General features: G+C 62.2%; 16 protein-coding genes and 1 other RNA gene. 13 read left to right on the forward strand and 4 right to left on the reverse strand.

What is annotated here, in order from left to right:
• Positions 1-164: 164 nt before the first annotated feature.
• The 5 genes from rpiA to MA04_RS07720 all read left to right on the forward strand — a co-directional run bounded on the left by rpiA (position 165) and on the right by MA04_RS07720 (position 7,709).
• Complete coding sequence (gene rpiA, locus MA04_RS07700) at positions 165-818, forward strand: ribose-5-phosphate isomerase RpiA (RefSeq protein WP_063140176.1); 654 nt, start codon at positions 165-167, stop codon at positions 816-818.
• A gap of 265 nt (positions 819-1,083) precedes the next feature.
• Complete coding sequence (locus MA04_RS07705; RefSeq protein WP_163127572.1) at positions 1,084-2,433, forward strand: outer membrane protein transport protein; 1,350 nt, start codon at positions 1,084-1,086, stop codon at positions 2,431-2,433.
• Between the two features lie 11 nt (positions 2,434-2,444).
• Positions 2,445-5,672, forward strand: coding sequence for an Ig-like domain-containing protein (locus MA04_RS07710; RefSeq protein ID WP_262460006.1), 3,228 nt, complete (start codon positions 2,445-2,447; stop codon positions 5,670-5,672).
• Positions 5,673-5,802: 130 nt separating this feature from the next.
• Positions 5,803-7,320 carry a threonine ammonia-lyase, biosynthetic gene (ilvA, locus tag MA04_RS07715; protein WP_080530219.1) on the forward strand — a complete coding sequence of 506 codons (1,518 nt, stop codon included), beginning with the start codon at positions 5,803-5,805 and terminating at the stop codon, positions 7,318-7,320.
• Between the two features lie 236 nt (positions 7,321-7,556).
• Positions 7,557-7,709, forward strand: coding sequence for a hypothetical protein (locus MA04_RS07720; protein WP_262460007.1), 153 nt, complete (start codon positions 7,557-7,559; stop codon positions 7,707-7,709).
• Here MA04_RS07720 and MA04_RS07725 read toward each other — a convergent pair.
• The 4 genes from MA04_RS07725 to MA04_RS07740 all read right to left on the reverse strand — a co-directional run bounded on the left by MA04_RS07725 (position 7,697) and on the right by MA04_RS07740 (position 9,156).
• The gene (locus MA04_RS07725; RefSeq protein WP_262460008.1) at positions 7,697-8,281 is read right to left on the reverse strand and encodes a 5-formyltetrahydrofolate cyclo-ligase; all 585 of its coding nucleotides are present in this window, start codon (positions 8,279-8,281) and stop codon (positions 7,697-7,699) included. The genes MA04_RS07720 and MA04_RS07725 overlap by 13 nt on opposite strands.
• A gap of 113 nt (positions 8,282-8,394) precedes the next feature.
• Positions 8,395-8,580, reverse strand: a non-coding RNA gene (gene ssrS / locus MA04_RS07730) — 6S RNA.
• Between the two features lie 34 nt (positions 8,581-8,614).
• A complete protein-coding gene (locus MA04_RS07735) occupies positions 8,615-8,944 on the reverse strand; it encodes a cell division protein ZapA (protein WP_262460009.1) in 330 nt (109 codons plus the stop codon).
• A complete protein-coding gene (locus MA04_RS07740) occupies positions 8,941-9,156 on the reverse strand; it encodes a TIGR02449 family protein (protein WP_014992651.1) in 216 nt (71 codons plus the stop codon). Before MA04_RS07740 ends, MA04_RS07735 begins: the two co-directional genes overlap by 4 nt.
• Positions 9,157-9,343: 187 nt before the next feature.
• Here MA04_RS07740 and MA04_RS07745 point away from each other — a divergent pair, with 187 nt between their 5' ends.
• The 8 genes from MA04_RS07745 to MA04_RS07780 all read left to right on the forward strand — a co-directional run bounded on the left by MA04_RS07745 (position 9,344) and on the right by MA04_RS07780 (position 21,871).
• Positions 9,344-9,934, forward strand: coding sequence for a UPF0149 family protein (locus MA04_RS07745; protein WP_262460010.1), 591 nt, complete (start codon positions 9,344-9,346; stop codon positions 9,932-9,934).
• 214 nt (positions 9,935-10,148) lie between these two features.
• Positions 10,149-11,471, forward strand: coding sequence for a Xaa-Pro aminopeptidase (gene pepP, locus MA04_RS07750; RefSeq protein WP_262460011.1), 1,323 nt, complete (start codon positions 10,149-10,151; stop codon positions 11,469-11,471).
• A complete protein-coding gene (locus MA04_RS07755) occupies positions 11,468-12,640 on the forward strand; it encodes an FAD-dependent monooxygenase (RefSeq protein ID WP_262460012.1) in 1,173 nt (390 codons plus the stop codon). Before pepP ends, MA04_RS07755 begins: the two co-directional genes overlap by 4 nt.
• Positions 12,637-13,908 (forward strand): FAD-dependent monooxygenase, encoded by a 1,272-nt coding sequence (locus MA04_RS07760; protein ID WP_262460013.1) that lies wholly within the window; start codon positions 12,637-12,639, stop codon positions 13,906-13,908. Before MA04_RS07755 ends, MA04_RS07760 begins: the two co-directional genes overlap by 4 nt.
• Positions 13,909-13,945: 37 nt before the next feature.
• Positions 13,946-14,956, forward strand: coding sequence for a Fe(3+) ABC transporter substrate-binding protein (locus MA04_RS07765; protein ID WP_262460014.1), 1,011 nt, complete (start codon positions 13,946-13,948; stop codon positions 14,954-14,956).
• Entirely contained in the window at positions 14,940-16,532 is a 1,593-nt protein-coding gene (locus MA04_RS07770) for an ABC transporter permease (protein ID WP_262460015.1), read from the forward strand. Before MA04_RS07765 ends, MA04_RS07770 begins: the two co-directional genes overlap by 17 nt.
• Before the next feature lie 770 nt (positions 16,533-17,302).
• On the forward strand, positions 17,303-18,661 hold the full coding sequence (locus tag MA04_RS07775; RefSeq protein ID WP_262460016.1) for an OmpP1/FadL family transporter: 1,359 nt from the start codon (positions 17,303-17,305) through the stop codon (positions 18,659-18,661).
• A 12-nt stretch (positions 18,662-18,673) separates the two neighbouring features.
• Complete coding sequence (locus MA04_RS07780; protein ID WP_262460017.1) at positions 18,674-21,871, forward strand: Ig-like domain-containing protein; 3,198 nt, start codon at positions 18,674-18,676, stop codon at positions 21,869-21,871.
• Positions 21,872-21,951 lie beyond the last annotated feature (80 nt).

The following is a 21,951-nucleotide window of genomic DNA, read 5'->3' on the forward strand; positions in this document are numbered from 1 at the left end:
GAACTGTACAAAAATTCAAGTCATACATTAGTAAAAAAGAATATCGCGGCTGGTGGAGCCGCGGCTGCGGGAAGCTGCCTTGGCAGCGAATTGCGTGACGTATTGGCGTAATATTCAGGTTAAACTGGGCGATCGTCGTGGAACTAATCGGTTTGAGGTGGGAAATGGATCAGAATGCGTTGAAGCAGAAGGTGGCGGAGGCCGCCTTGCGTCATGTGCCCGAAGGTGAGGTCATCGGCGTGGGTACTGGCTCCACGGCAAACTATTTTATTGATGCCCTGGCGACCATGAAGGGCCGCCTGGCCGGCGCCGTGGCCAGCTCCGAAGCCACCGCCGAGCGGTTGCGTGGACACGGTATCGAGGTGTTGGAGCTGAATCAGGTGGACAGTCTGCCGCTGTACGTGGACGGCGCCGACGAGGTCAACGACCATCGGGAGATGATCAAGGGCGGCGGTGGCGCCCTGACCCGGGAGAAAATCGTGGCGGCGGTGGCCGAGCGGTTCATTTGTATTGTTGACGGCTCCAAGCAGGTCAAACGCCTGGGCGACTTCCCGCTGCCGGTGGAAGTGATCCCCATGGCCCGTTCCTACGTGGCGCGCCGGCTCGCCGCGCTCGGCGGGCAGCCCCAGTACCGGGAGGGTTTTGTCACGGATAACGGCAATCTGATTCTCGATGTACGCAATCTGGATATTCTCAACCCCATCGAGCTGGAAGAGAAAATCAACAATATTACCGGGGTCGTCACCAACGGCCTGTTCGCCCGCCGCCCCGCCGATCTGGTGCTGGTCGGCCGTGGCGATGAGGTGATTTCGATTTGATTTGAAAACGGGGCATCGCGGTCCATGGCCGTGATGCCCGTAATCGTTTTAATCCCGCCCTCACCATTGCGCCTGAAAACGGCAATCAGGCTGCCTCAATTCTTTCTTCCGACCCCCGTCACAGAGCGACACGGTCTGTTACAGCTGCTAACCATCCGCCATCCCTGAGTACGGTTTTCCACCTTTTTTCATACGCCAATGTCTGTGCACATTTGTTTTACTGCCTGGACTACACAACAACAATGATCCGTACCGGAGGCAGTGTATGTTCGGACTTTCCCCCCTGCGTCGCGGTGGCATCGCGGCCCTGTCCCTTTCGGTCGCCGCTTCGATTGCTCCCCCGGCCTTCGCCGCCATGGGTAACACCGCCAGCAGCTATGGCCTTTTTCCCGGTGATGTGGCATCCGCTCAGGCCCTTTCCATGTTCAATCCGCAGGCGTCGTCGCTGTATTACAACCCGTCCTATCTGATCAAGGACCCCCGTGGTGAGCTGACCATCGGCTTCCTGCACGCCGAGCAGGAACTCGACGGCAGGAGTCTGGGGGGCGCCGCTCCGGCCACACGTGACGGTAACCTGCTCGATGACAGCCGCAGCCAACAGCAATTGATCGCGCTGAAAACCGATCTGTCCAGTATCACCAAGTTCGAACATCCGATTTACTTCGCCATCATCGCCGGCGTGGAAAAATACGGGAAAGAAATGCTCTCCTTTAATTCCACCACGTCCATGGGCGGGCAGTACATGGAGTACGGTCGTCAACCGTTGTTTCTGAATATCGGCGGTGGTACGGAGTTGCTGCACGGGATTGCCGTCGGGGCCTCCGCGCACGTCTCCCTGCGTTCCGACGCGAAGCTGGTGGCCAGCTCCAATCTGGCCGGTGAAACCCAGTATGAAACGCTCGAGGTCAACGCCAAACCGGTGATCCGGCCGGTGCTCGGCGTCACCCTGGACTGGGGCAAGCTGATCTGCGGCAAGGGCGACTGCATCACCGATGGCCTGGAAACCGCGTTCGCTTTTCGGGGCCATACCGAGGCGCGTACTTCGGTGGATTCGCGTATCACCATTCCCGGTACCGTACCGTCTCCAGGTATCGCGCTGTTGATCGATACCGTGGATTCCTACCAACCGGATATTTACAGCGCCGGAGTGCAATACCGTTTCAACGACCGGCTGCGTGCCGGGGTGACGGTGGAACGGCAGAACTGGTCGGACCTGATGGAGGTGCTGGAGGACGACACCGTCAAGGACCAGGCGGACATTCACTTCAAGGACATCACCGTGCCCCGGGTCGGGGTTGAGTGGAGCGCGCTCAAGAACGTGAGCCTGACCGCTGGCGTGGCGTTCCGGGAATCGCCCTTGGAAAGCGACCGCAGCCTGGACGTCAATTACCTGGACGCGGACAAGACCATCTACGGCGTCGGCGGCTCCTGGACCATCGAGCGACCCCCGATCCTGGCGTACCCGATGCGGCTGGATTTCGGTTACCAGTTCCACGACATCGACGAGCGCAAGTTTGATCTGACCAGCGACCGGGCTCCGGTGAATCCCTACGAAACCATCGAAACCGGCGGCGAAGTCCACGTATTCAGCGGTTCCGTCACCCTGAAGTTCTGAGGAGTGGTGTCATGCGAAGTAAACTGATCATTGCCGCCTGCGCCGGTATCCTGGCCGGTTGCGGGGGCGGCGGTAGCAGCAATCCGAGTTTCGACGGGCCCCAGTACAATCCCAAGGAGCTGTATTTCAACTATCCTTTCGACGGGCAGGCCTATGTGGCGCCGTCCGCTCCGGTGGTGCTGGAGTTCAGCGATCCCCTGGAGGTCACCGAGGAAAACTTCCGCTTCACCGGCCCCGATGGCGCGGCGGTGCCTTTTGCAATGAAGGTCATGAACGACGGCCGCAACGTGGTGTTGCAGCCGACCGCGCCGCTGGCGCCGATCAGTGATTACAAGGTCGCCATCATCGACCTGGCCCCGGATGGCCGGGTGGTCAATTTCCGTGACGGTGAATTGAACTTCTCCACCCGTCCCGCCCTGGAAGGGCCGTTGTCGCAACAACGTGCTTCGGACACCTTCGAGATCAGCGAAATTTTCCCGGACGACGATCAGTTTCCCACCGTGGATTTCTCCACCTTCCGGCTGCGCACCTCCCAGCCGCTGGACTCGTCTTCCGTGGCGTATGGGGACACCGTCAGCCTGACGCAGGGTGGTGAACTGGTGCCGGCTCTGGTCCTGAGCGGTCGCGACACACTCACCGTGGACCCGCTGGAGGACATGACCCCGGGACAGCAATACGTGCTGACGGTGAGCGGGCTCACCAGTGCCTTCGGAGAGACGCTGGCGCCGTTCGAGCGCACCGTGACGCCCCTGGATACCAAGTCCAGCACCGGTGAACGGGAAGTGCTGGTGACCGAGGCACCGGCCACTCACGACACCCTTGGCTGTCTTGAGGGGGGCGATCTGCAAACCTCCGAGTTGACCGGCGATCCGATCAACTGCGTGCCGCTGATCAGTACCCTGCTGGCCAATGGCACCGCGTCCAAGCAGTCCGGAGATATCTACGCCGAGCTGGCGTTCCCGCCGAACTTTCCGGACGTGACGCCGCTGCGCATCAAACGGGGTGGCATCCTGGTGGGCGAACCGCTGGATGTGTTGATCGGCGGGGAAGTGCCGGTGGGCTTCGATTCCGGCGCGGTGACCATTCAAGTGATGTCGGACGCCACCGGTTACTTGTTTCCCAACCCCAACTCCGATTCCCCCGACGCCGCCAAGAACGTGCGTCTGTTCATGGATCTCGCCGCCAACACCCAGGATGCCCGGGCCAACGGCGCTTTCACGCAGAACCTGATGCACGTGGAATTGGTGGGCAAGGCGATCGTCGAGGACGGCAAACTGGTTACTGATGCGCTTACCGTGGTGGAGCCCCGGGTGCTTGGCGTGGAGAACAGTCATGGTGTGCTGAGCTTCCATATGGAGTCCTATCGCGACCAGGAAAATGCGCCACCCCAGCCGGCGGACACGGTGCCGCCCACCTTGCTGGTAATGGACGACAATGGTGAGCAGCGGCTGTCCTGGACGCCGGGAGACGTGGCCGACCGCGCCGTGCCCGGTGAACCGATCACCCTGCTGTTCAGTGAGGCGCTGGACCCGCTCAGCGTTCGACCCGGCGAGACTGTCCGGTTGACCAAGGGCGGCGCGGCGGAGTCGTTCTCCTGGAGCCTGGACGGCAATGCTCTGGTGCTCCAGCCGGCATCGCCGCTGGCCTTCGGCATCCCTTATGAAGTCAGCGTCACCAACGGCTTGACCGATCTGGCCGGCAACGGGCTGCAGGTGCTGGATCCGCTGACCGGCCTCAACACCATTGGATTCACCATGCCGGAATACGTGGTGGAACAGGGTGGCGAGGATGTGCGCCGCGCCCCGTTCGCCATGGTGGTCTACCCGGGCTTCCCCTGCGCCAGCAGCCCCGCCACGGCATCCGATATCGCCGCCGGCGTGCAGGGCGTGTGCCTGTCATCGAGCTCTGAATCCGAGCAGGTGGAAGTGGACGAGCTGCCGATCGTTGGCATGCCGTCGAACCGGCCGATCCGGGTGCGCTTTTCCCAGAACATGGATGCCGACAGCCTGACCCTGGGCACCGCCTGCGGTCAGGGCGCGTTCCGTGTCGAGCGGGTAGGCGAGGATGGCACCTGCCAGAGCGTGGTGGACGGCGAACTGCAGGTGGAGACTCGCGCTCTGACCTTCGTGCCGGAGCTGCCCTGGGAAGAGGGCGCCTTGTACCGCTATACCCTGGCTTCGCAAAGCGCTGGCTGCAGCGGTGACGTGCTGTGCTCCAGCGACGGGTTCCCTCTGCAGACCGCCTTGCTGGAAGGCAGTGACGCCAAGTCCGGTGGTCCCGACATGGACATTCTGTTCCGCGGTGCCGGCGCCGTGACCACGGTGTTCCAGGAATTGAGCAACCTGCCGAGTGTCGACGCCAACAGTAACTTTGCCGTTGACGAAGGCGAGCCGAGGGTGCCGGAGGGAACTCCGGACCCGGCGACGCCGGCCAACGCCACCCTGATCCGTCCCAACGGCGATGGCGGCGGCGGTCTGGTCAGCACCGCCAACACTGGTTGCGGATTCGAGGGCACGCCGCCCTATACCGAGGAAAATCAGATCGATTGCGACAGCGAGCGGATTCTCTATCTCACCGGTGATCTGAATACGGAGATTCTCAATTACGATGCCGAGGCGGGCGGTGTCCCGGTGGTGATTTATCCGACCACCGTGGCGCTGAGCAACCTGGATGCCACCGCGGTGATCGGGTTGGATCTGGACACCTCCGACGGTGACAACTCGCTGACGGACCTGCCGATTGTTGGCGGCCTGCTTGGCGGGCTGGTGCAAACACTGGGGGACGTCCTCAATGTCCTGGGTCTGGAAGAGGCCGTGCTCGGCCAGGTGGGTAACCTGGGGCTGGTGCCGATCGACACCCACACCGGCCCGAACATCATGCGGGTGCGCTACAACGAGGATGCCGACGGCAATCGCACCACGCCGCCAGTGGGGCACATCATCACAACCCCGGATGGGCCAGTGTTCCGGATCACCTTCGATCTGCTGTTTGACGCGCCGGAGCTGAGCCTGCCGCTGGGTCTGCAGCACAATGTGAAAAGCCTGCCGATCGATAACGTGCAATTGGAAGGTCCGCTGGACTTCCTGCCCGATGGACGCCTGTTCATCGGACTGGAAAATCTGGAACCACTGAATGTGGATCTGGAAATCACCCTGGCCGGTTTGCCCGGTGGCGAGGTGAATCTGACCATTCCCACCGGCGGCATCAATCTGAGCTACCAGAGCGGCTCGATCAAATAGGTCAGTGAAGACGAGAAGGTTCGCGGCGCAAGGCCGCGAACCTCTTTGCCGGTGGACGACTTCCCCGCTCAAACCGTAAACTAGCCCCTTTCCGCCGTCCGGCGGTCTCGCGCTGATTTTCGGAACCTTCATGCTTGAAAAGTACGTCAAACGGATCCTGCAATCCCGCGTCTATGACGTGGCCCATGAGACACCCATCCACGCCGCGCCGCTGATTTCCCGGCGAATTGGCAACCGGGTGCTGCTCAAGCGCGAGGATCTGCAACCGGTGTTCTCGTTCAAGCTGCGCGGCGCTTATAACAAAGTGGCCCAGCTCTCCGAAGCCCAGCGTGAACGGGGCGTGATCTGTGCCTCCGCCGGCAACCATGCTCAGGGGCTGGCACTGGCGGCCACTTCCATGAACGTGCGCTCGGTGATCGTGATGCCGCGCACCACGCCGGACATCAAGGTCAAATCCGTGCGCCAGCTCGGTGGCAAGGCAGTGCTGGTGGGCGACAGCTTCGACGAGGCGCTGGCCCATGCCCGCAAGCTGGAAGAGAAGGAAGGTCTGACTTTCGTCCACCCCTACGACGACCCGGACGTGATCGCCGGCCAGGGCACCGTGGGCATGGAAATCCTGCGCCAGCAGAGCCGGGATCTGGACGCTATCTTTATCCCGGTGGGCGGCGGCGGCCTGGCCGCGGGTATCGCCGCCTACGTCAAATACGTGCGCCCGGACGTGAAGATCATCGCCGTGGAGCCGGAAGACGCCGCTTGCCTGAAAGCCGCCATGGAGCGCAAACGTCGGGTAACGCTGCCTGAAGTGGGGTTGTTCGCCGACGGCGTGGCGGTGAAGCAGATCGGCAAGGAAACCTTCCGGGTGTTGAAGGACACGGTGGATGAGGTGATCACCGCCACCACCGACGAGATCTGCGCGGCCATCAAGGACACCTTCGAGGATACCCGCACCGTGTGCGAGCCCGCCGGCGCCCTGGCCCTGGCCGGCCTGAAAAAATGGGTGGCGCGCACCAAAGCGGAGAACAAAACGTTGGTGGCGATCCAGAGTGGTGCCAACGTCAACTTTGACCGCCTGCGGCATATTTCTGAACGGGCGGAGTTGGGCGAGCAGCGCGAGGCGATTCTGGCGGTGACCATTCCCGAGAAGCCGGGCGCCTACCGTAATTTCCTGCAGGTGGTGGGGCGTCGCGCCATCACCGAGTTCAATTACCGGTACGCCGGGGAACACGAAGCGAATATCTTTGTCGGAATTCAGACCAGCTCCGGTGGCGCGGATCTTGCTCCGTTGCTGGAAGAGCTGCGAGCCGCCGGTTACCCGGTGGTGGACATGACCGGCAACGAGATGGCCAAGCTGCACATCCGCCATATGGTGGGTGGGCACACCTCGCGCCAGGACCTGGACGAAATGCTGTTCCGGGTGGAATTTCCCGAGCGCCCCGGGGCGCTGCTGAAGTTCCTCATGTCGCTTGGCCACAAGTGGAATATCAGCCTGTTCCACTATAGAAACCACGGCGCCGCCTATGGACGGGTGCTGGTGGGCTTCCAGGTGCCCTTCGGAGAAAGGGGCAACCTGCGCAAGGACCTCAAGAAAGTCCCCTATCCGATGGTGGAAGAGAGTGACAATCCGGCGTACCGGCTGTTTTTAAACTAGTCCGGACGTGAGCGATCACACACCTCGTAAACCACGGATCACGCCAGGTGAAAGTTGAGCGGTACTTTTGTTAAGAAAGGTGAGCATGTTGATGTAACCGCTTGACTTTTAAGAGGCAAGTGATCATTTTTCGATCCAGTTCTCGTTTTGTTACATAAATTTTGCATTAGTATTCCATGCTTCGGCATGGACAGCCTTTTGAGAGTGATGACTTTTTCTTGGGGATTGAAAACACAATGAAGAAAAGACCAGATGCACTGGTTGTCCTGGCGATCATTTTTGCCACCGGCGTTTTGGTGAGCACCCTCACCCACGGTGGCAATCAGCCGGATCTGGAGCGTTACGCCCAGTCCGCCGGCGTCAGCATCAAGGCCGATCAGTCACAATAGTCCGTTACGATAAGGTCCAGCGGCTGATCCCAGGGGGCTTCCGGCACCCTGGACAGCCGTTGACACTCAAAAGCGACGCCCACCAGCCGGGGGCGGCGTGGCCGTCGCGCGAAATTCGCCAAAGTCCGATCATAAAAGCCGCCGCCCATGCCCAGGCGATGGCCGCGATCATCGAATCCCACCAACGGAATCAACAGAACATCCAGCGCCCAGTCCGCCCGTGCCCGTTCCACGCGCCGCGGTTCGCCAATACCGAAACGGTTGGCGCGCAGCCGTTTTTCCCGGCGCCAGAGATGAAAGCGCAGGCGGCCGCGATAAACCGGATCCAGCACCGGCAGATACAGGCGGGTGCCCTGGAAGCGGCGTTGCGCCAGTCCCGGCAGCGGAGATAATTCGCCGTCGGCGACATGGTAGACCGCCACATGGCGAGCCCGCCGCGGTCCCAGTTCCCGCCGCAAATTACGCGCGAACCGCCTCTCCGCCAGACGCCGCTCACCCGCACCCAAAGCCCGCCGCCGCGCCCGTAACTCACGGCGCAACTGCTTGCGATCAACTTGCTCGGACGGATTCATGAATTAAAGGAGGAGCTATAGAAGGAAGGCCGATCCGAATAGCAGCATGCCTCTCTAACCGGCACCCTGCTATTCACTGTTCACTATTAACTCTTAACTGTTCTTGAGAAAGCGTGCCCCCCGGGCCGCCGCTGCGGGTGTGGCCCTTGAACCGTCAGGTTCAAGGCGGAAACCGCAGACCGGACCATCAGGCTTTCCGCTCGATGGCGGACATGCGCACAGGCCGGTCAATATTGGTTCCCTTTTGGTACAACATCGGCTCAGGGACATAACCCGGCTGGCGAACGGACCAGGGGACACTTGGGCTTAGTATATCAGGGCGGGGGCAACCGGTCAGGGCTTGACAGAAGAGCGGTTCTGGGGGGTGAGATCCTCAAGCGCGCGCAGTTCTCCCTCCAGCCGATCGATCAGCGCCTGCATACGGGCACTGCCAGTCTCATCGGAAGACGTTTTGGCGCGGGCTTCCAGTAACTCGTGGCTGATATTCAAAGCCGCCATGATGGCGATGCGTTCAAGACCAATCACATTGGCCTGTTTTACCTCACGCATCTGGGTGTCGAGATAGCGGGCGGCGCGCAGCAGATTGTCCTGCTCGCCGACCGGGCAGGCCACGCGGTATTCCTTGCCCAGCAAGTGAATCACCAGCGAACTGCTATCGTTCATGAGTCCTCCTGCTCCAGGGATTGCAGGCGCGTTATGATCGCCTCCACCCGGGAGCGGGCCAAGTCGTTTTTACGGATGAGCCGGGCCCGTTCATCGAGAAGACGGTGTTCCCGCTCGCGCAGCAGGCGATTCTCTTCGCGCAAACGGTTGGACTGACGCAGCAGGGAGTCCACCTGGGCTTCCAGTTGCCGCAGTTGTTGTTCCGTCGTCATGGCAAATCGGTCGCTGTTCGCCTAAGGTTAAGCCCCCGTGTCCCACTGCCGCGTGCCGCGCGTGTAGACGGAATTGAGAGCCAGCCGCCGGGAATGACGGCTTTTTGTACTATAGGTAGGGCCCCGGAAAGGGTCAATGGAATTCAAGGCTTAGCGCCTGTTCATAAACCGTAACGTGAAGAACCCCATGTCTGACACCTACGATTTCGAAAGCTGCGCGCGGGCCTTCGCCAGCGCCGGTGTCGCCCACTCCCCCAGCGAAGTGCAGGGTGTGATCTGCGGACTGCTGGTCACCGGCCACGGTCGCCGTGACGATGAACTGCTGGGCGTGCTCGCCGCCCATGTGGAGCTGCCTTCCGGCTTTGATAATGACGTCTCGGCTCTGTTGCTGGGTTGTCGCGACCAGGCGTTGGCCGCCTTCGCCGACACCGGACTCGACCTCACCCTGCTGCTGCCGGAAGATGAAGAAGACCTGGGCCTGCGAGTGGCGGCCCTGGGACAATGGAGCGAAGGCTTCCTGGTGGGCTTCGGCACCGGTGCCGCCGGTACCAGCGACAGCGCCTTGTCCATGGGCATCCAGGAAGCGCTGTCCGATCTGGCGGCGATCAGCCAGGTGGCGACGCCGGAGGACGATGATCCGGAAGGCGAGGATATGTTTGAACAGGTGGCGGAGCATTGCCGCATGGCCGCGCTGATGATCTACACCGAACTGGTGATGAAGGCGGAACGCAAAGGACAGCCCGAGCCGAAACCCGGAACCTCACCCCGGCAACATTGAGATTCGGCCACGAAACAGGACGTCATGCCGGACCTGATCCGGCATCTCTCTCCATCCGGTATAGCCTTTCCATCGGTATAATAGCCTTGAGCAGAGGCAACGAGAGCCGGCGGGAGACCCCGGATCGAGTCCGGGGTGACGCTATTGAAGGTGTGCCAGGCAAGGTGTGCCAGGAAAGTAACCACGTTTAAAGGCTCATGAGGAGGCCGCGTTCATGTCTATTTCCGCGCAGGAATTCCAGCGCCGCCGGCGCGAGCTGATGGAACAGATGGAACCCAACAGCATCGCCATTCTGCCGGCGGCGCCAGAGCGCACCCGCAACCGGGATGTGGAACACCCCTATCGCCAGGACAGCGACTTTTGGTATCTGAGCGGCTTCCCGGAGCCGGATGCGGTGATGGTGCTGTTGCCGGGGCGCGAGCATGGCGAATTCGTTCTGTTCTGCCGCGAGCGCGACCGCGCCATGGAAATCTGGAACGGCTATCGCGCCGGCCCGGAAGGGGCGGTGGCGAACTACCAGGCCGACGACGCCTTCCCGATCAATGACATCGATGACATCCTGCCGGGCCTGATCGAAGGCCGTAACCGGGTCTATTACGACATCGGCCATGATGACGATTTCGACCGGCAACTGATGAGCTGGGTCAACGCCATCCGTGAGCGTGTGCGCACCGGCGCGCAGCCGCCGGGGGAATTCGTCGCGCTGTCCCATCTGCTGCACGACATGCGTCTGTTCAAAAGCAAGGAAGAGCAGGCCATGATGCGCCGCGCCGCTTCCATTTCCGCCGGCGCCCATGTGCGCGCCATGCAGTCGGTGCGGCCGGGGATGCATGAGTACCAGCTGGAAGCGGAATACCTGCACGAATTCATGCGTCACGGCGCCCGCAGCCCGGCCTACCCGAGTATCGTCGGCGGCGGCGCCAACGGCTGCATTCTCCATTACGTGGAAAACAGCGACCCACTCAAGGACGGCGATCTGGTCTTGGTGGACGCCGGCTGTGAGCTGGACTGCTACGCCTCCGATATCACCCGCACCTTCCCGGTGAGCGGCACTTTCTCCGCCGAGCAGCGGGCGCTGTACGACGTGGTGTTGAAAGCCCAACTGGCGGCCATCGAGGTCACTCACCCGGACCACCACTGGAATTATCCCCATGAGGAAGCGGTGCGGGTGCTCACCGAAGGGCTGGTGGAACTAGGCCTGCTGAAAGGGGATCCGGCGGAACTGGTGGAAACCGAAGCCTACCGCCGTTTCTATATGCACCGCACCGGCCACTGGCTCGGCCTTGATGTGCATGATGTCGGCGATTACCGCATCGGCGGCGCCTGGCGGCAACTGGAACCGGGCATGGTGCTCACGGTGGAGCCGGGGCTTTATGTGGCGCCGGATGACGACACCGTGGAGGCGCGCTGGCGCGGCATTGGCATCCGCATCGAGGACGATGTTCTGGTGACCGCGGACGGCTGCGAAGTGCTGACCCACGAGGTGCCGAAGGCCGTCGAGGACATCGAGGCTTTGATGCGAGAGGCACGGGCATGAACCCGGACGGGCCGCTGATCGTCGGTGGCGGCATGGCTGGCGCCTTGCTGGCATTGCTGCTGCGCCATCACGGCTGCCCTTCGGTGACGCTGGTGGAAAGTCACCCGCTGCCCACCGAGGCGCCACCGGAAACGCCCAGCTTCGATGCCCGCAGTACCGCGCTGTCCGCCGGCAGCCTGCGGGTGCTGGAACAATTGGGGCTGCTGGCGCCCTTGCTGGAGCGGGCGGCCTCGATCAACGAGGTGCATGTTTCCCGTCAGGGGCGCCTCGGTCTGACCCGCATGCTCGCCGGGGAACATCGCCTGCCGCGCCTGGGCGCGGTGGTGGAGAACCGCTGGCTCGGCTATTTGCTGGTGAACGCGCTGTACCGGGATGACGCCATCGAAGTGCGGGCGCCGGATGGTGTCCAGGCTGCCCGCCGGGTGTCCGACGGCTATGTGATGACGCTGAACGACGGCGGCGAGCGGCACACGCCTTTGTTGATCGCCGCCGACGGTGCCAACTCGCGCACCCGGGACTGGCTCGGCATCACCGCCCGGCAACAGGACATTGGCCATGACGCGCTGATCGCCAACGTGGCGGTGGCGGAGCCTCACCAGGGCAGGGCCTTCGAACGTTTTCTCGATGACGGACCGATGGCGTTGCTGCCGTTGCCGGATCAACGCATGGCGCTGGTGTGGACCGGTCCCCGCGATCAAGTGGACGCCTGGATGGCCATGGACGACGAACAGGCTCTGGATGCCTTGCATCAACGCATGGGCGCGGCGCCGCCGGCGCTGACCGCCATCGGCGAGCGTCACCGCTATCCGTTGGTGCTCACCGAGGCCTGCGCCCAGGCGGTGCCGTTCGGTGCGGTGGTGGGGAATGCCGCCCATACTTTGCATCCGGTGGCGGGCCAGGGCTTCAATCTGAGCGTGCGCGATCTGGCGGCGCTGGCGGAAGCGGTGGGCGGCGCCGCGCATCCGGGCGAACTGGCGCACTTGTCGCAATGGCAGCAAGCGCGGCGTGCCGATCAGGCCTGGGTAACCCGGGCTTCGCGCCAACTGCCGGAATGGTTCCGGGTGCGCCAGCCGTTGTTCGCCCACAGCCGTCAACTGGGGCTGCTGGCCCTGGATCTGCTGCCCGGCCCGCGCCGGGACTTCGCCCGCCGTGCCATGGGACTGCAATGACCAAGACCCCCTCTCTTCACAGTGACGTTCTGATTGTTGGCGGCGGTATGGCCGGGGGCCTGCTGGCGCTGCTGCTGGCCGATCAGGGACTGGCGGTGCGAGTGCTGGACGGTGCCGCCGAGCCGGTCTGGCCTGAAGGCGCGCCGGCCCTGCGCGTCTCCACGTTGAACGAGGCCAGTTATTGGCTGCTCAGGCACACCGGCGCCTGGCAATACCTGAATCCGCAACGGGTGCAGCCTTATCGGCACATGCAGGTATGGGATCACGATGGCACCGGCGAAGTGAATTTCGATGTGACCGAGGCCGGAGCGGAAGCGCTGGGCTGGTTGCTGGAGAACGATCATATCGTCGCCGCTCTGTATCGGGCCGGTACCGACCGTGAGTGCCTGGATTGGCAATGCGGCGCGCAGGTCGCCGCCGTCCGGCGTACCCCTGAGGGCTGGCGGGTGAGTGCCGGAGACGGGGACTACAGCGCCGACCTGGTGGTGGGCGCCGACGGTGCCCGCTCGCTGGTGCGCGAGGCGGCGGGCATTCCCGGCGGCCCTCGCGATACCGGCCATCATGCCCTGGTGGCCACTATTGAAACCGAGCGGCCGCATGGCGGTTGTGCCCGGCAGGTGTTCCTGGAATCGGGGCCTCTGGCTTTGTTGCCGTTGTTCAACACCGCCGCCGATACAGAAGAAGGAACCGGTGATGGCCGGCATTGTTCCATTGTCTGGTCCGGCTGGCCCGGGTTTATCGAAGAGCGCCTGACGGAAGACGATGACGCCTTCGCCCGCGCCCTGAATCAGGCCACCGCCGAAGTGCTCGGCCCGGCCCGGCCGGTGAGCCCGCGGCGAGTGTTTCCGATTCAGGAGCGGCACGCCAGCAGCTACCGGGCGCCGGGCCTGGCGCTGGTCGGCGACGCCGCCCATGTGATCCACCCGCTGGCCGGGCAGGGCATCAATCTGGGCTTCCTGGATGTCGGTGTTTTGGCGGAAGAGCTGGCCCGGGTTCATCAGGCCGGGTTGCCGCTGGCCGATCCCGCCGCGCTGGCCCGTTACGAACGTCGCCGGCGCGCTGACAACCTGCTTATGCAGCAGGCCATGCGCGGCTTCAAAATGCTGTTCGAACGGCGGGAGCCGGCGCTGCGCTGGCTGCGCAATACCGGCCTTGGCATGGTGGACAAGTTGCCGCCGGCGCGGCGCCTGTTCATTGAGCATGCCCTGGGCCGGGCCGGGGATTTGCCGCAATTGGCACGTCCTTGCCAATCGATTATGGAGCCTTGATAATCGCGAATCATTTTCGTTTATGGAGCCATGCCCCATGACTGTCCTGCGCCGTTTGGCCCTGCCTGCGCTCGCCCTTCTCGTCGCCGCCTGTTCCGAGCAACCCGAGCCGAAAGACGAGGTGGTGGTCTATACCTCCCGTAACGACGAGCTGATCAAGCCGGTCTTCGACGCTTACACCGAGCAAACCGGGGTTTCCATTCGCTATATCACCGACAACGCCGGTGCTCTGGCGGCCCGTCTCAAAGCCGAGGGAGAACAGTCCCCGGCGGATCTGCTGGTCACCGTGGACGCCGGCAACCTGTGGCAGGCAACCGAGGAAGATCTGTTGCAACCGGTGGAGTCCACCGTACTGGAAGGCAATGTGCCGGAGCACCTGCGTGACGGGCAGGGCCGCTGGTTCGGTCTGACCCAGCGTGCCCGCACCATCGTTTATTCCTCCGAACGGGTGCAGCCGTCGGAACTGTCCAGCTATGAGGCGCTGGCCGATGAACAATGGAAGGGCCGTTTGTGTCTGCGCACCTCCAAGAAGGTCTACAACCAGTCCCTGGTCGCCACCATGATCGAGCGGCTTGGTGAAGAGGAGGCGGAGCGTGTGGTGCGCGGTTGGGTTGATAATCTGGCCACCGACGTGTTTGCCAACGACAACGCGGTGATGGAAGCCATCATTGCCGGCCAGTGCGACGTCGGCATCGTCAACACCTACTACTTCGGCCGTTTGCAGCGCGACAACCCGCAGCTGCCACTGAAATTGTTCTGGGCCAACCAGGACAGCAGCGGCACCCACGTGAACATTTCCGGCGGCGGCGTCACCAGGAACGCACCCAACCGGGAAGCCGCCGTGGCGTTGCTGGAATGGATGAGCAAGCCGGAAGCCCAGAAGCTGCTTGCCGACGGCAACCTGGAGTACCCGGCCAGCTCCGGCGTGGAAGCGGCGGAGCAGGTCAAAGCCTGGGGCGATTTCAAGGCCGATGATCTCAACGTCAGCGTGGCGGGCAGCCGTCAGGTGGAGGCCGTGAAGCTGATGGACCGTGCCGGTTACCGCTGATCGCCGTCCGGATCGCTATCTGATTATCGCCGGGGCGCTGGCCCTGGCGGTGCTGTTGCCGGTTGCCGTGCTGTTGTCCGCCTGGCGCGGCGACGAATCGGAAACCTGGCGCCATCTGGTCGACACCGTGCTCTGGCGTTTGCTGGGGCACACCGCCTGGTTGGTGATCGGCGTGGGCATCGGTGTGCTGCTGCTGGGTGTCAGCCTGGCCTGGCTGGTGGCCACGCAGGATTTTCCCGGCCGCCGTGTGCTCGATTGGGCTCTGTTGCTGCCGCTGGCGATGCCGGCCTATGTGCTGGCCTTCGTCGTGGTGCAGGGGCTGGATTACGCCGGCCCGGTGCAAACCGCGTTGCGCCAGTGGTGGCCGGGGTTTTCCGGCTTCAGCGCACGCCATCCGTTCTGGGTGATCGCCACCCTGTCCCTGGTGTTCTACCCCTATGTTTACATGCTGGCGCGGCTGGCATTTCTGACTCAGGGGCGTGCCGTGATGGAACAGGCCCGGCTGCTTGGCCGTGGTCCCTGGGCGGCGTTCTTCCAGGTGGCGTTGCCGATGGCCCGCCCGGCCATTGCCGCCGGCCTGGCGCTGGCGTTGATGGAAACGCTGGCGGACTTCGGCGCCGTTTCCGTCTTCAATTTCGATACCTTCACTACCGCCATTTATAAGAGCTGGTATGGCTTGTTCAATCTGGCCGCCGCCGCTCAGCTGGCGTCATTGCTGCTGCTGTTCGTATTGTTGGCACTGTGGCTGGAACGGCGTGGCCGGGGGCGTGCCCGCTATGGCGATCGTGGTGGTCGGCCGATGGTGGCGGTGCGTTCGCGCTGGGCCTGGCTGATGACCTGCTACGCCGGGCTGGTGGTGGTGCTGGCCTTTGTATTACCGGCGGCACGTCTGCTGTATTGGACCCTGGACGACGTGGCTCGCGGCCTGGATGCGCGGTTTATGTCCCTGGCGCTGCGCACGCTGACGCTGGGCATCAGCGCCGGCGTGCTGGTGGTGGGCCTGGCTTCGGTGCTGGCCTGGCTACAGCGCCTGCGCCCACACCGGTTGATGCGAGCGCTGGTGCGCACAGCGACGATGGGGTATGCGCTGCCCGGCTCGGTGCTGGCGGTGGGGATCGTCATCGGCTTCGCCGCCATCGACCGCCAGTTGGGGCAGTGGTTCGGTTGGAAGCAACTGCTGGTGGGCAGTCTCGGGGCGCTGTTCCTGGCCTATGTGATCCGCTTCATGGCGGTGGCCTTTGGCCCGGTGGAAAGCGCCCTGGAGCGGGTTCGCCCGGCTCTGCTGGAAGCTGCCCGGACTCTCGGCGCCCAGCCTCTGGAAGCGGCAAGGCGGGTGTTGCTGCCGATGGTGGCGCCGGGGCTGATCACGGCTTTATTACTGGTGGGCATCGACATCATGAAGGAAATGCCGGCTACGCTTCTGCTTCGTCCCTTCGGCTGGGACACCCTGGCCGTGCGCATCTATGAACTCACCGCGGAAGGGGAGTGGCAACGCGCCGCTCTACCGTCCCTGGCCCTGGTGGCGGTAGGCCTGCTGCCGGTCTATCTGCTGGTCCGCCGGCTACGCCATTTCTGACCGCAATCCACAGGTTGCCACGAAGCCGCTGTGGGAGCTTGCCCTGCAAGCGAATTTCCCTACGCCGGACGGCCCGTAATTCGCCAGCAAGCTAGCTCCCAGAGTTTTTGCTACGGAGCCGCTGTAGGAGTTTGCCTGCAAGCGAATGTGCCAATGCCGGACGGCCCGTAATTCGCCAGCAAGCTAGCTCCCACAGTTTCTGCTACGGAGCCGCTGTAGGAGTTTGCCTGCAAGCGAATGTGCCAATGCCGGACGGCCCGTAATTCGCCAGCAAGCTAGCTCCCACAGTTTTTGCTACGACGCCGCTGTGGGAAGCTTGCTTGCAAGCGAATATGGCAATGCCGGGGACGCATTCGCGTTGCAGACACCATGGAGCCTCCTCCTGTACTGCCAGTAACCAACATGTAACTTCCGGTAACGAATGTGCGCAAAATGTATAGCTGGGACAGCCGAAAAATTCGGTGAACACATGATGACTATTTAAATTTTCATATAAAAATAATGAGTAACAAATGCATCACTGTTCCCGAAAATTTCCGAAATTTTGCCGCTTTTTCTAATCCTAAATAATGAGATGGCCCTATATGACCGGATCCAAAGTAGTAAATTGAAGGATCAGTTAACAAATGAAAACTAAAGGTCGCTCAGAGCTCCATTCGCTCGTTATCCTGTAGACGATACTTGGCAGATTGTTACCCCCTCCAGGTATCCCTTTACCTCGAATAACAAGCGTCTTGCCGTTTCCCGAACGGCTGTATGGAGATGTACCCATGAAAAAGAACAAGGTGCTTCAGGGAGCTGCCCTGCTGGCTTCCATGGGCGTGCTCAGTGGCCAGGCCATGGCGAGCATGGGCAACATCGGAACGACCTATGGCGTGCTGCCGTCCGACATCGCTTCCGCTCAAGGGCTTTCCCTGTTCAATACCCAGGTTTCCGCCGTCTACTACAACCCGGCTTACCTCGCCAAGGATCCCCGTGGTGAGTTGACCTTCGGCTTGCTGCACGCGGAGCACGAACTGCGCGCCAACAGCCTGGGTGGCGCCGCGCCGCCGATCCGCAACGGGGATGTGCTGCAGGATTCCCCGTCCCAGCACGTTCTGGTGGGGATGAAAACCGATCTGAGTTCCATGACCCGTTTCAAACACCCGATCTACATGGGTGTGATGCTGGGCGTGGAAAAATACGGTGAGGAGATGATGGCGTTCGAGTCCGCCACCTCCAACGAAGGGCAGTACTTCGAATATGGCCGCCAGCCGCTGTTCCTGGTGCTCGGCGGCGCCACTCAGATCTGGCGTGGTCTGGACGCCGGCGCCTCCGCCCGGCTGACTCTGCATTCCGACGCGGAACTGCGCGCCACCACCACCCTGGGTGGTGAGACCACCTATGAGTCCCTGAACGTTTCCGCCAAACCCTCGATCCGTCCGATTCTCAGCATGAACATGGATTGGGGCGAGAGCTTCTGCCCCGATGGCGGGTGCTGGTACAACGGCCTGGAAACCGCGTTGTCCTATCGCGGCTACTCCAATACCAAGACCACCGTTGATGCCAACACGGTGATTCCCGGCACCATCGGCGAACCCGGCCTGTCCCTGGCGGTGACCACCCTGGACTCCTACCAGCCGGATATCTTTGCGTTGGGCATGCTTTACGGTAAGGAACGCTTCCGCGTCGGCGTTGGCGTGGAACTGCAGCGCTGGTCCGATCTGGAAGAGGAATTCGAAGGCGACACCATCAAGGATCAGGCCGTTGAGGACGGCATTGGCGTGCTCGAATTCAAGGACATTGTTATTCCGCGCATCGGCGTCGAGTTCAAGGTATCGCCGAACTACACCCTCACCGGCGGGGTCGCCTACAGCAAATCGCCGCTGGACTCCGACGCCTCACTGGACGTGAATTACCTGGATGCCGACAAGCTGATCGTCGGGCTCGGGCTCACCGCCCAGTTCGATGACCCCCACTTCTTCGCCTTCCCGGTGCGCTTCGACCTGGCCTACCAGTATCAGAAGCTGCGGCCGCGGGACTTCGACCTGTACGCCACCAATTCGCCCAGCTACCCGCAATCCTACGAGCGGGTGGAAGCGGAAGGTGACGTTCACGTCTTCGCCGGTTCGGTAACCCTGAAGTTCTAACGGAGGCCCCCCATGAACATGCGTATCGTGTTGGCGCTGTGTGGCGCCGCGTTGCTGACCGCCTGTGGCGGCGGTGGCGGCAGCAGTCAGTCCGTGGACTTCAGTCCCTGGGAACAAATCGAGCTGTATTACAGCTACCCCTATAACGCCCAGGCCGGTGTGTCCCCGAATGCGCCGCTGGTACTGGCGTTTTCCGAAGCCGTGCCGCAATTGAGCGCGGATCAGTTCTCCCTGCAAGGCCCGGATGGCGCCGTCGAGCTGACTCTGGAACAGGTCAACGGCGACAAGAGTGTGGTGCTGACGCCGGCCGCGCCGCTGGCGGTGAACAGTGAATACACCCTGACCCTGAACGGGATCGGCGAGGAGGGCGATAAGGAACTGCTGCCCGGCGGTCAACTGGCCTTCTCCACCCGGCCGGCGCTGGAAGGGGCCCGGCAAGAGCGCAGCACCGCCGAGGCTTTCCAGTTGGACCGCATCATCCCCAATGGCGATGATCTGCCGTTCCTGGACTTCTCCTCGGTGCAACTGACGCTGTCGCAGCCCATCGACCCGACCACGGTGAAGTACGGTGAGACCGTGCGTTTGACCCAGGGCGGCGAACTGATACCGGCCACGGTGCTGGCCAGTGGTCGCTTCCTGACCGTGGACCCCACCGACAGCGAGGACGCCGACGGCAATACCGTGGACGCCCTGAAAGCCGGTGAGGAAGTCACCCTGGAAGTGACCGACGGCGTGCAAAGCCTGTTCGGTGAACAACTGACCGCCATTAACCGCAGTTTCACACCGCTGGATACCAAGCCCCGTTCGGTAATGGTGCAGGAAGCCGCCCAGGCCGGTGATCCCGCGGCCGGCTGTCTGGCGAAGGGCACTACCCGATCACCGCTCAACAATGAGAGCATCAACTGTGTGCCGGTGAAGTCAAACCTGCTGGGTGACACCACCGTTTCCATGCTCTCCGGCGATGTTTTCGCCGAACTGGCGTTCGCCCCCAACTTCCCGGATACCACGCCGCTGCGCCTGCCGCGTGGCTCGCTGCTCGACGGCGAACCGCTGGATGTGCTGATCGGCGGCCAGGTGCCGGCCGGCTTTGATTCCGGTGACGTCACCGTGACCATCCTGTCGGACGCCAATGGTTACCTGATGAACGCCCCTTACAGCACGGACCCCAATGCGCCCCGGCGCCTGTTGCTGACCATGGACGTGGCGTTCGATACCGCCGACTCCCGCGCCAACGGCGCCTTCAACCAGGACCTGATGCAAGTGGAATTGGTGGGCACGGCGATCGTCGAGGGCGACCGCCTGGTAGTCGATGCCATCGGCGTGGTGGAGCCGCGCGTGCTGGGTGTGGAAAACGCCTACGGCGTGCTCAGCTTCCACATGGAGTCCTACTCCGACCAGACCATCCCGCGCGAACCGGAGCCGGATATGGACGGGCCGGTGCTGAGCTCCTGGGTGCCTGGTGACCACACCAACAAGCAGCGTCCCGGTGACCCGGTGATCCTGACATTTGATCATCCGCTGGATCCTCAGTCCGTTGAGAAGGACGTGAGCTTGCAATTGCTCGGTGCGAATACGCCGGTGGAGTTCGATTATGTGGTGGACGGTTCCTCCATCGTGATCCGTCCGGAAACACCACTGCAGCACAATACCGATTACCAGGTGCTGTTCGACGATCGCCTCACCGACGTGGCCGGCAACCCGGCGCAGCCGCAAACCCTGGATTTCCGGCTGCCGGAATATGTGCTGGATGATGGCGATCCGGAGACCCCTCCCGTGCCGGAACAATCCCCGGTGGTGCTGACCGCCTACCCGGGTTTCCCCTGCGTCACCACCGACCGCAACCTGGCCGCGAATGACGCCGGCCGCTGTGCCGGTGGCCAGGACGGCAGCGGCGGAGAGGATAAACCCGAAGACGACCACCTGCCGGTATTGCCCCTGGCCGCTAATCGGCCCATCGCGGTGACCTTCTCTCAGGAAATGGATGAACAGTCCATTCGCGACCATTTCATTGTGGAAAGCGTGGATGATGCTGGCAGCACCTTGGAGGTTGTCGAGGGCAAGCTGACCTATATGGGGCGCAAGATCGTTTTCGAACCCGACCAGCCTTGGGAAGAGGGCGTGCTGTACCGGTATACGCTGCCCTCCCAGGAAGGCAGTGTGGACGCGGCCAGCTGTCCAGGGGTTGCGATATGTGACGTCCGTGGCCTGCCACTGCAAACACAACTGCTGGCGCAAAACGCGGATGACGCCCCGGCGGCCACCGACGGCGGCCCCAACCTGGAAATCTTCTTCCGTGGCGCGCCCAACACCACCGCGACCCTGCAGCCGCTGCGTAACCTGCCCACTTCGGATGTGAATGCGAACTTTGTTTGGGACCAAGGTGGCGACAGCACTCCAGGTGAGGTTCCGCCTTCACAGGACGAGGAGGCGTTGCGTAATAGCGCGAATCTTTTGCCCCGCGATCCAGCTACGACAGGAGCATTGCTTGCGGACGCCAACGTCGGTTGTGAGGTCGGCGAATCTTGCCCTGATGACCAGTATCTCTTCCTGACAGGTAATCTGGATGTGGAGATCGTGGGTTATATGTCTGCTGCGGAAGTCGGAGTGGCTTACCCAAAGCCGGAACCGGAAAGTGGCGAAAAGGATGTGATTCCTGCCGAAGTGCGTAACGATGGTGGGGTTTTGGTCTATATCAACCCAACTCGCCTAGTTACGTCCAGTGTTACGGTATACGTAAAACCGACGACGTTGGGTAGCTTGGCGAATATTCCGCCAGTGCCCACTGGTACCCAGATGATGCGTATTCGCTACACCTGTGACGCTTCCAACGGAGATTGCGTTGCTCCGGATTATGGGAGAGTGAAAGGATGGATCGTAAGTGGCGAAGGCAACCCTCGTTTCCTAACCGATTTGGACATTTACATGGACTCGCCTCATCTGAAGCCGTCGGCGACGGTGCCGGTGCTGGGTACTTATTACCTGGGGCATGATCTGCACAGCAAGCAACTCAGCCTGCAATTGGCTGGTGATGTCACTTTCCTCAAGGACGGACGCCTCCAGATCGAGCAAATCAGCCAGAACGCGCTGAATGTGGATGTTCAACTGAATGGTAACGTGGCAGGTATCATCACGGTGAAGGACCAGATTCACCTGGCCATCCCCGCCGGCGACACCTTCCTCAACTACCTCAGTGAGCCCATTAAGCAATAACCCTTCCTTTGTGCATCACCTCTGTGCACCCTCCGCCGGCCCCTTGGGGCCGGCTTTTTTATGGTTCATCGCGGATTACC

The sequence above is a fragment of the Alloalcanivorax balearicus MACL04 genome, from assembly GCF_025532145.1.
GTDB lineage: Bacteria > Pseudomonadota > Gammaproteobacteria > Pseudomonadales > Alcanivoracaceae > Alloalcanivorax > Alloalcanivorax balearicus.

Bases quoted from the DNA above. Each gene is read 5' to 3' on its own strand.
- rpiA (WP_063140176.1), top strand. From the start codon at position 165: ATGGATCAGAATGCGTTGAAGCAGAAGGTGGCGGAGGCCGCCTTGCGT.
- MA04_RS07705 (WP_163127572.1), top strand. From the start codon at position 1,084: ATGTTCGGACTTTCCCCCCTGCGTCGCGGTGGCATCGCGGCCCTGTCC.
- MA04_RS07710 (WP_262460006.1), top strand. From the start codon at position 2,445: ATGCGAAGTAAACTGATCATTGCCGCCTGCGCCGGTATCCTGGCCGGT.
- ilvA (WP_080530219.1), top strand. From the start codon at position 5,803: ATGCTTGAAAAGTACGTCAAACGGATCCTGCAATCCCGCGTCTATGAC.
- MA04_RS07720 (WP_262460007.1), top strand. From the start codon at position 7,557: ATGAAGAAAAGACCAGATGCACTGGTTGTCCTGGCGATCATTTTTGCC.
- MA04_RS07725 (WP_262460008.1), bottom strand. From the start codon at position 8,281: ATGAATCCGTCCGAGCAAGTTGATCGCAAGCAGTTGCGCCGTGAGTTA.
- MA04_RS07735 (WP_262460009.1), bottom strand. From the start codon at position 8,944: ATGAACGATAGCAGTTCGCTGGTGATTCACTTGCTGGGCAAGGAATAC.
- MA04_RS07740 (WP_014992651.1), bottom strand. From the start codon at position 9,156: ATGACGACGGAACAACAACTGCGGCAACTGGAAGCCCAGGTGGACTCC.
- MA04_RS07745 (WP_262460010.1), top strand. From the start codon at position 9,344: ATGTCTGACACCTACGATTTCGAAAGCTGCGCGCGGGCCTTCGCCAGC.
- pepP (WP_262460011.1), top strand. From the start codon at position 10,149: ATGTCTATTTCCGCGCAGGAATTCCAGCGCCGCCGGCGCGAGCTGATG.
- MA04_RS07755 (WP_262460012.1), top strand. From the start codon at position 11,468: ATGAACCCGGACGGGCCGCTGATCGTCGGTGGCGGCATGGCTGGCGCC.
- MA04_RS07760 (WP_262460013.1), top strand. From the start codon at position 12,637: ATGACCAAGACCCCCTCTCTTCACAGTGACGTTCTGATTGTTGGCGGC.
- MA04_RS07765 (WP_262460014.1), top strand. From the start codon at position 13,946: ATGACTGTCCTGCGCCGTTTGGCCCTGCCTGCGCTCGCCCTTCTCGTC.
- MA04_RS07775 (WP_262460016.1), top strand. From the start codon at position 17,303: ATGAAAAAGAACAAGGTGCTTCAGGGAGCTGCCCTGCTGGCTTCCATG.
- MA04_RS07780 (WP_262460017.1), top strand. From the start codon at position 18,674: ATGAACATGCGTATCGTGTTGGCGCTGTGTGGCGCCGCGTTGCTGACC.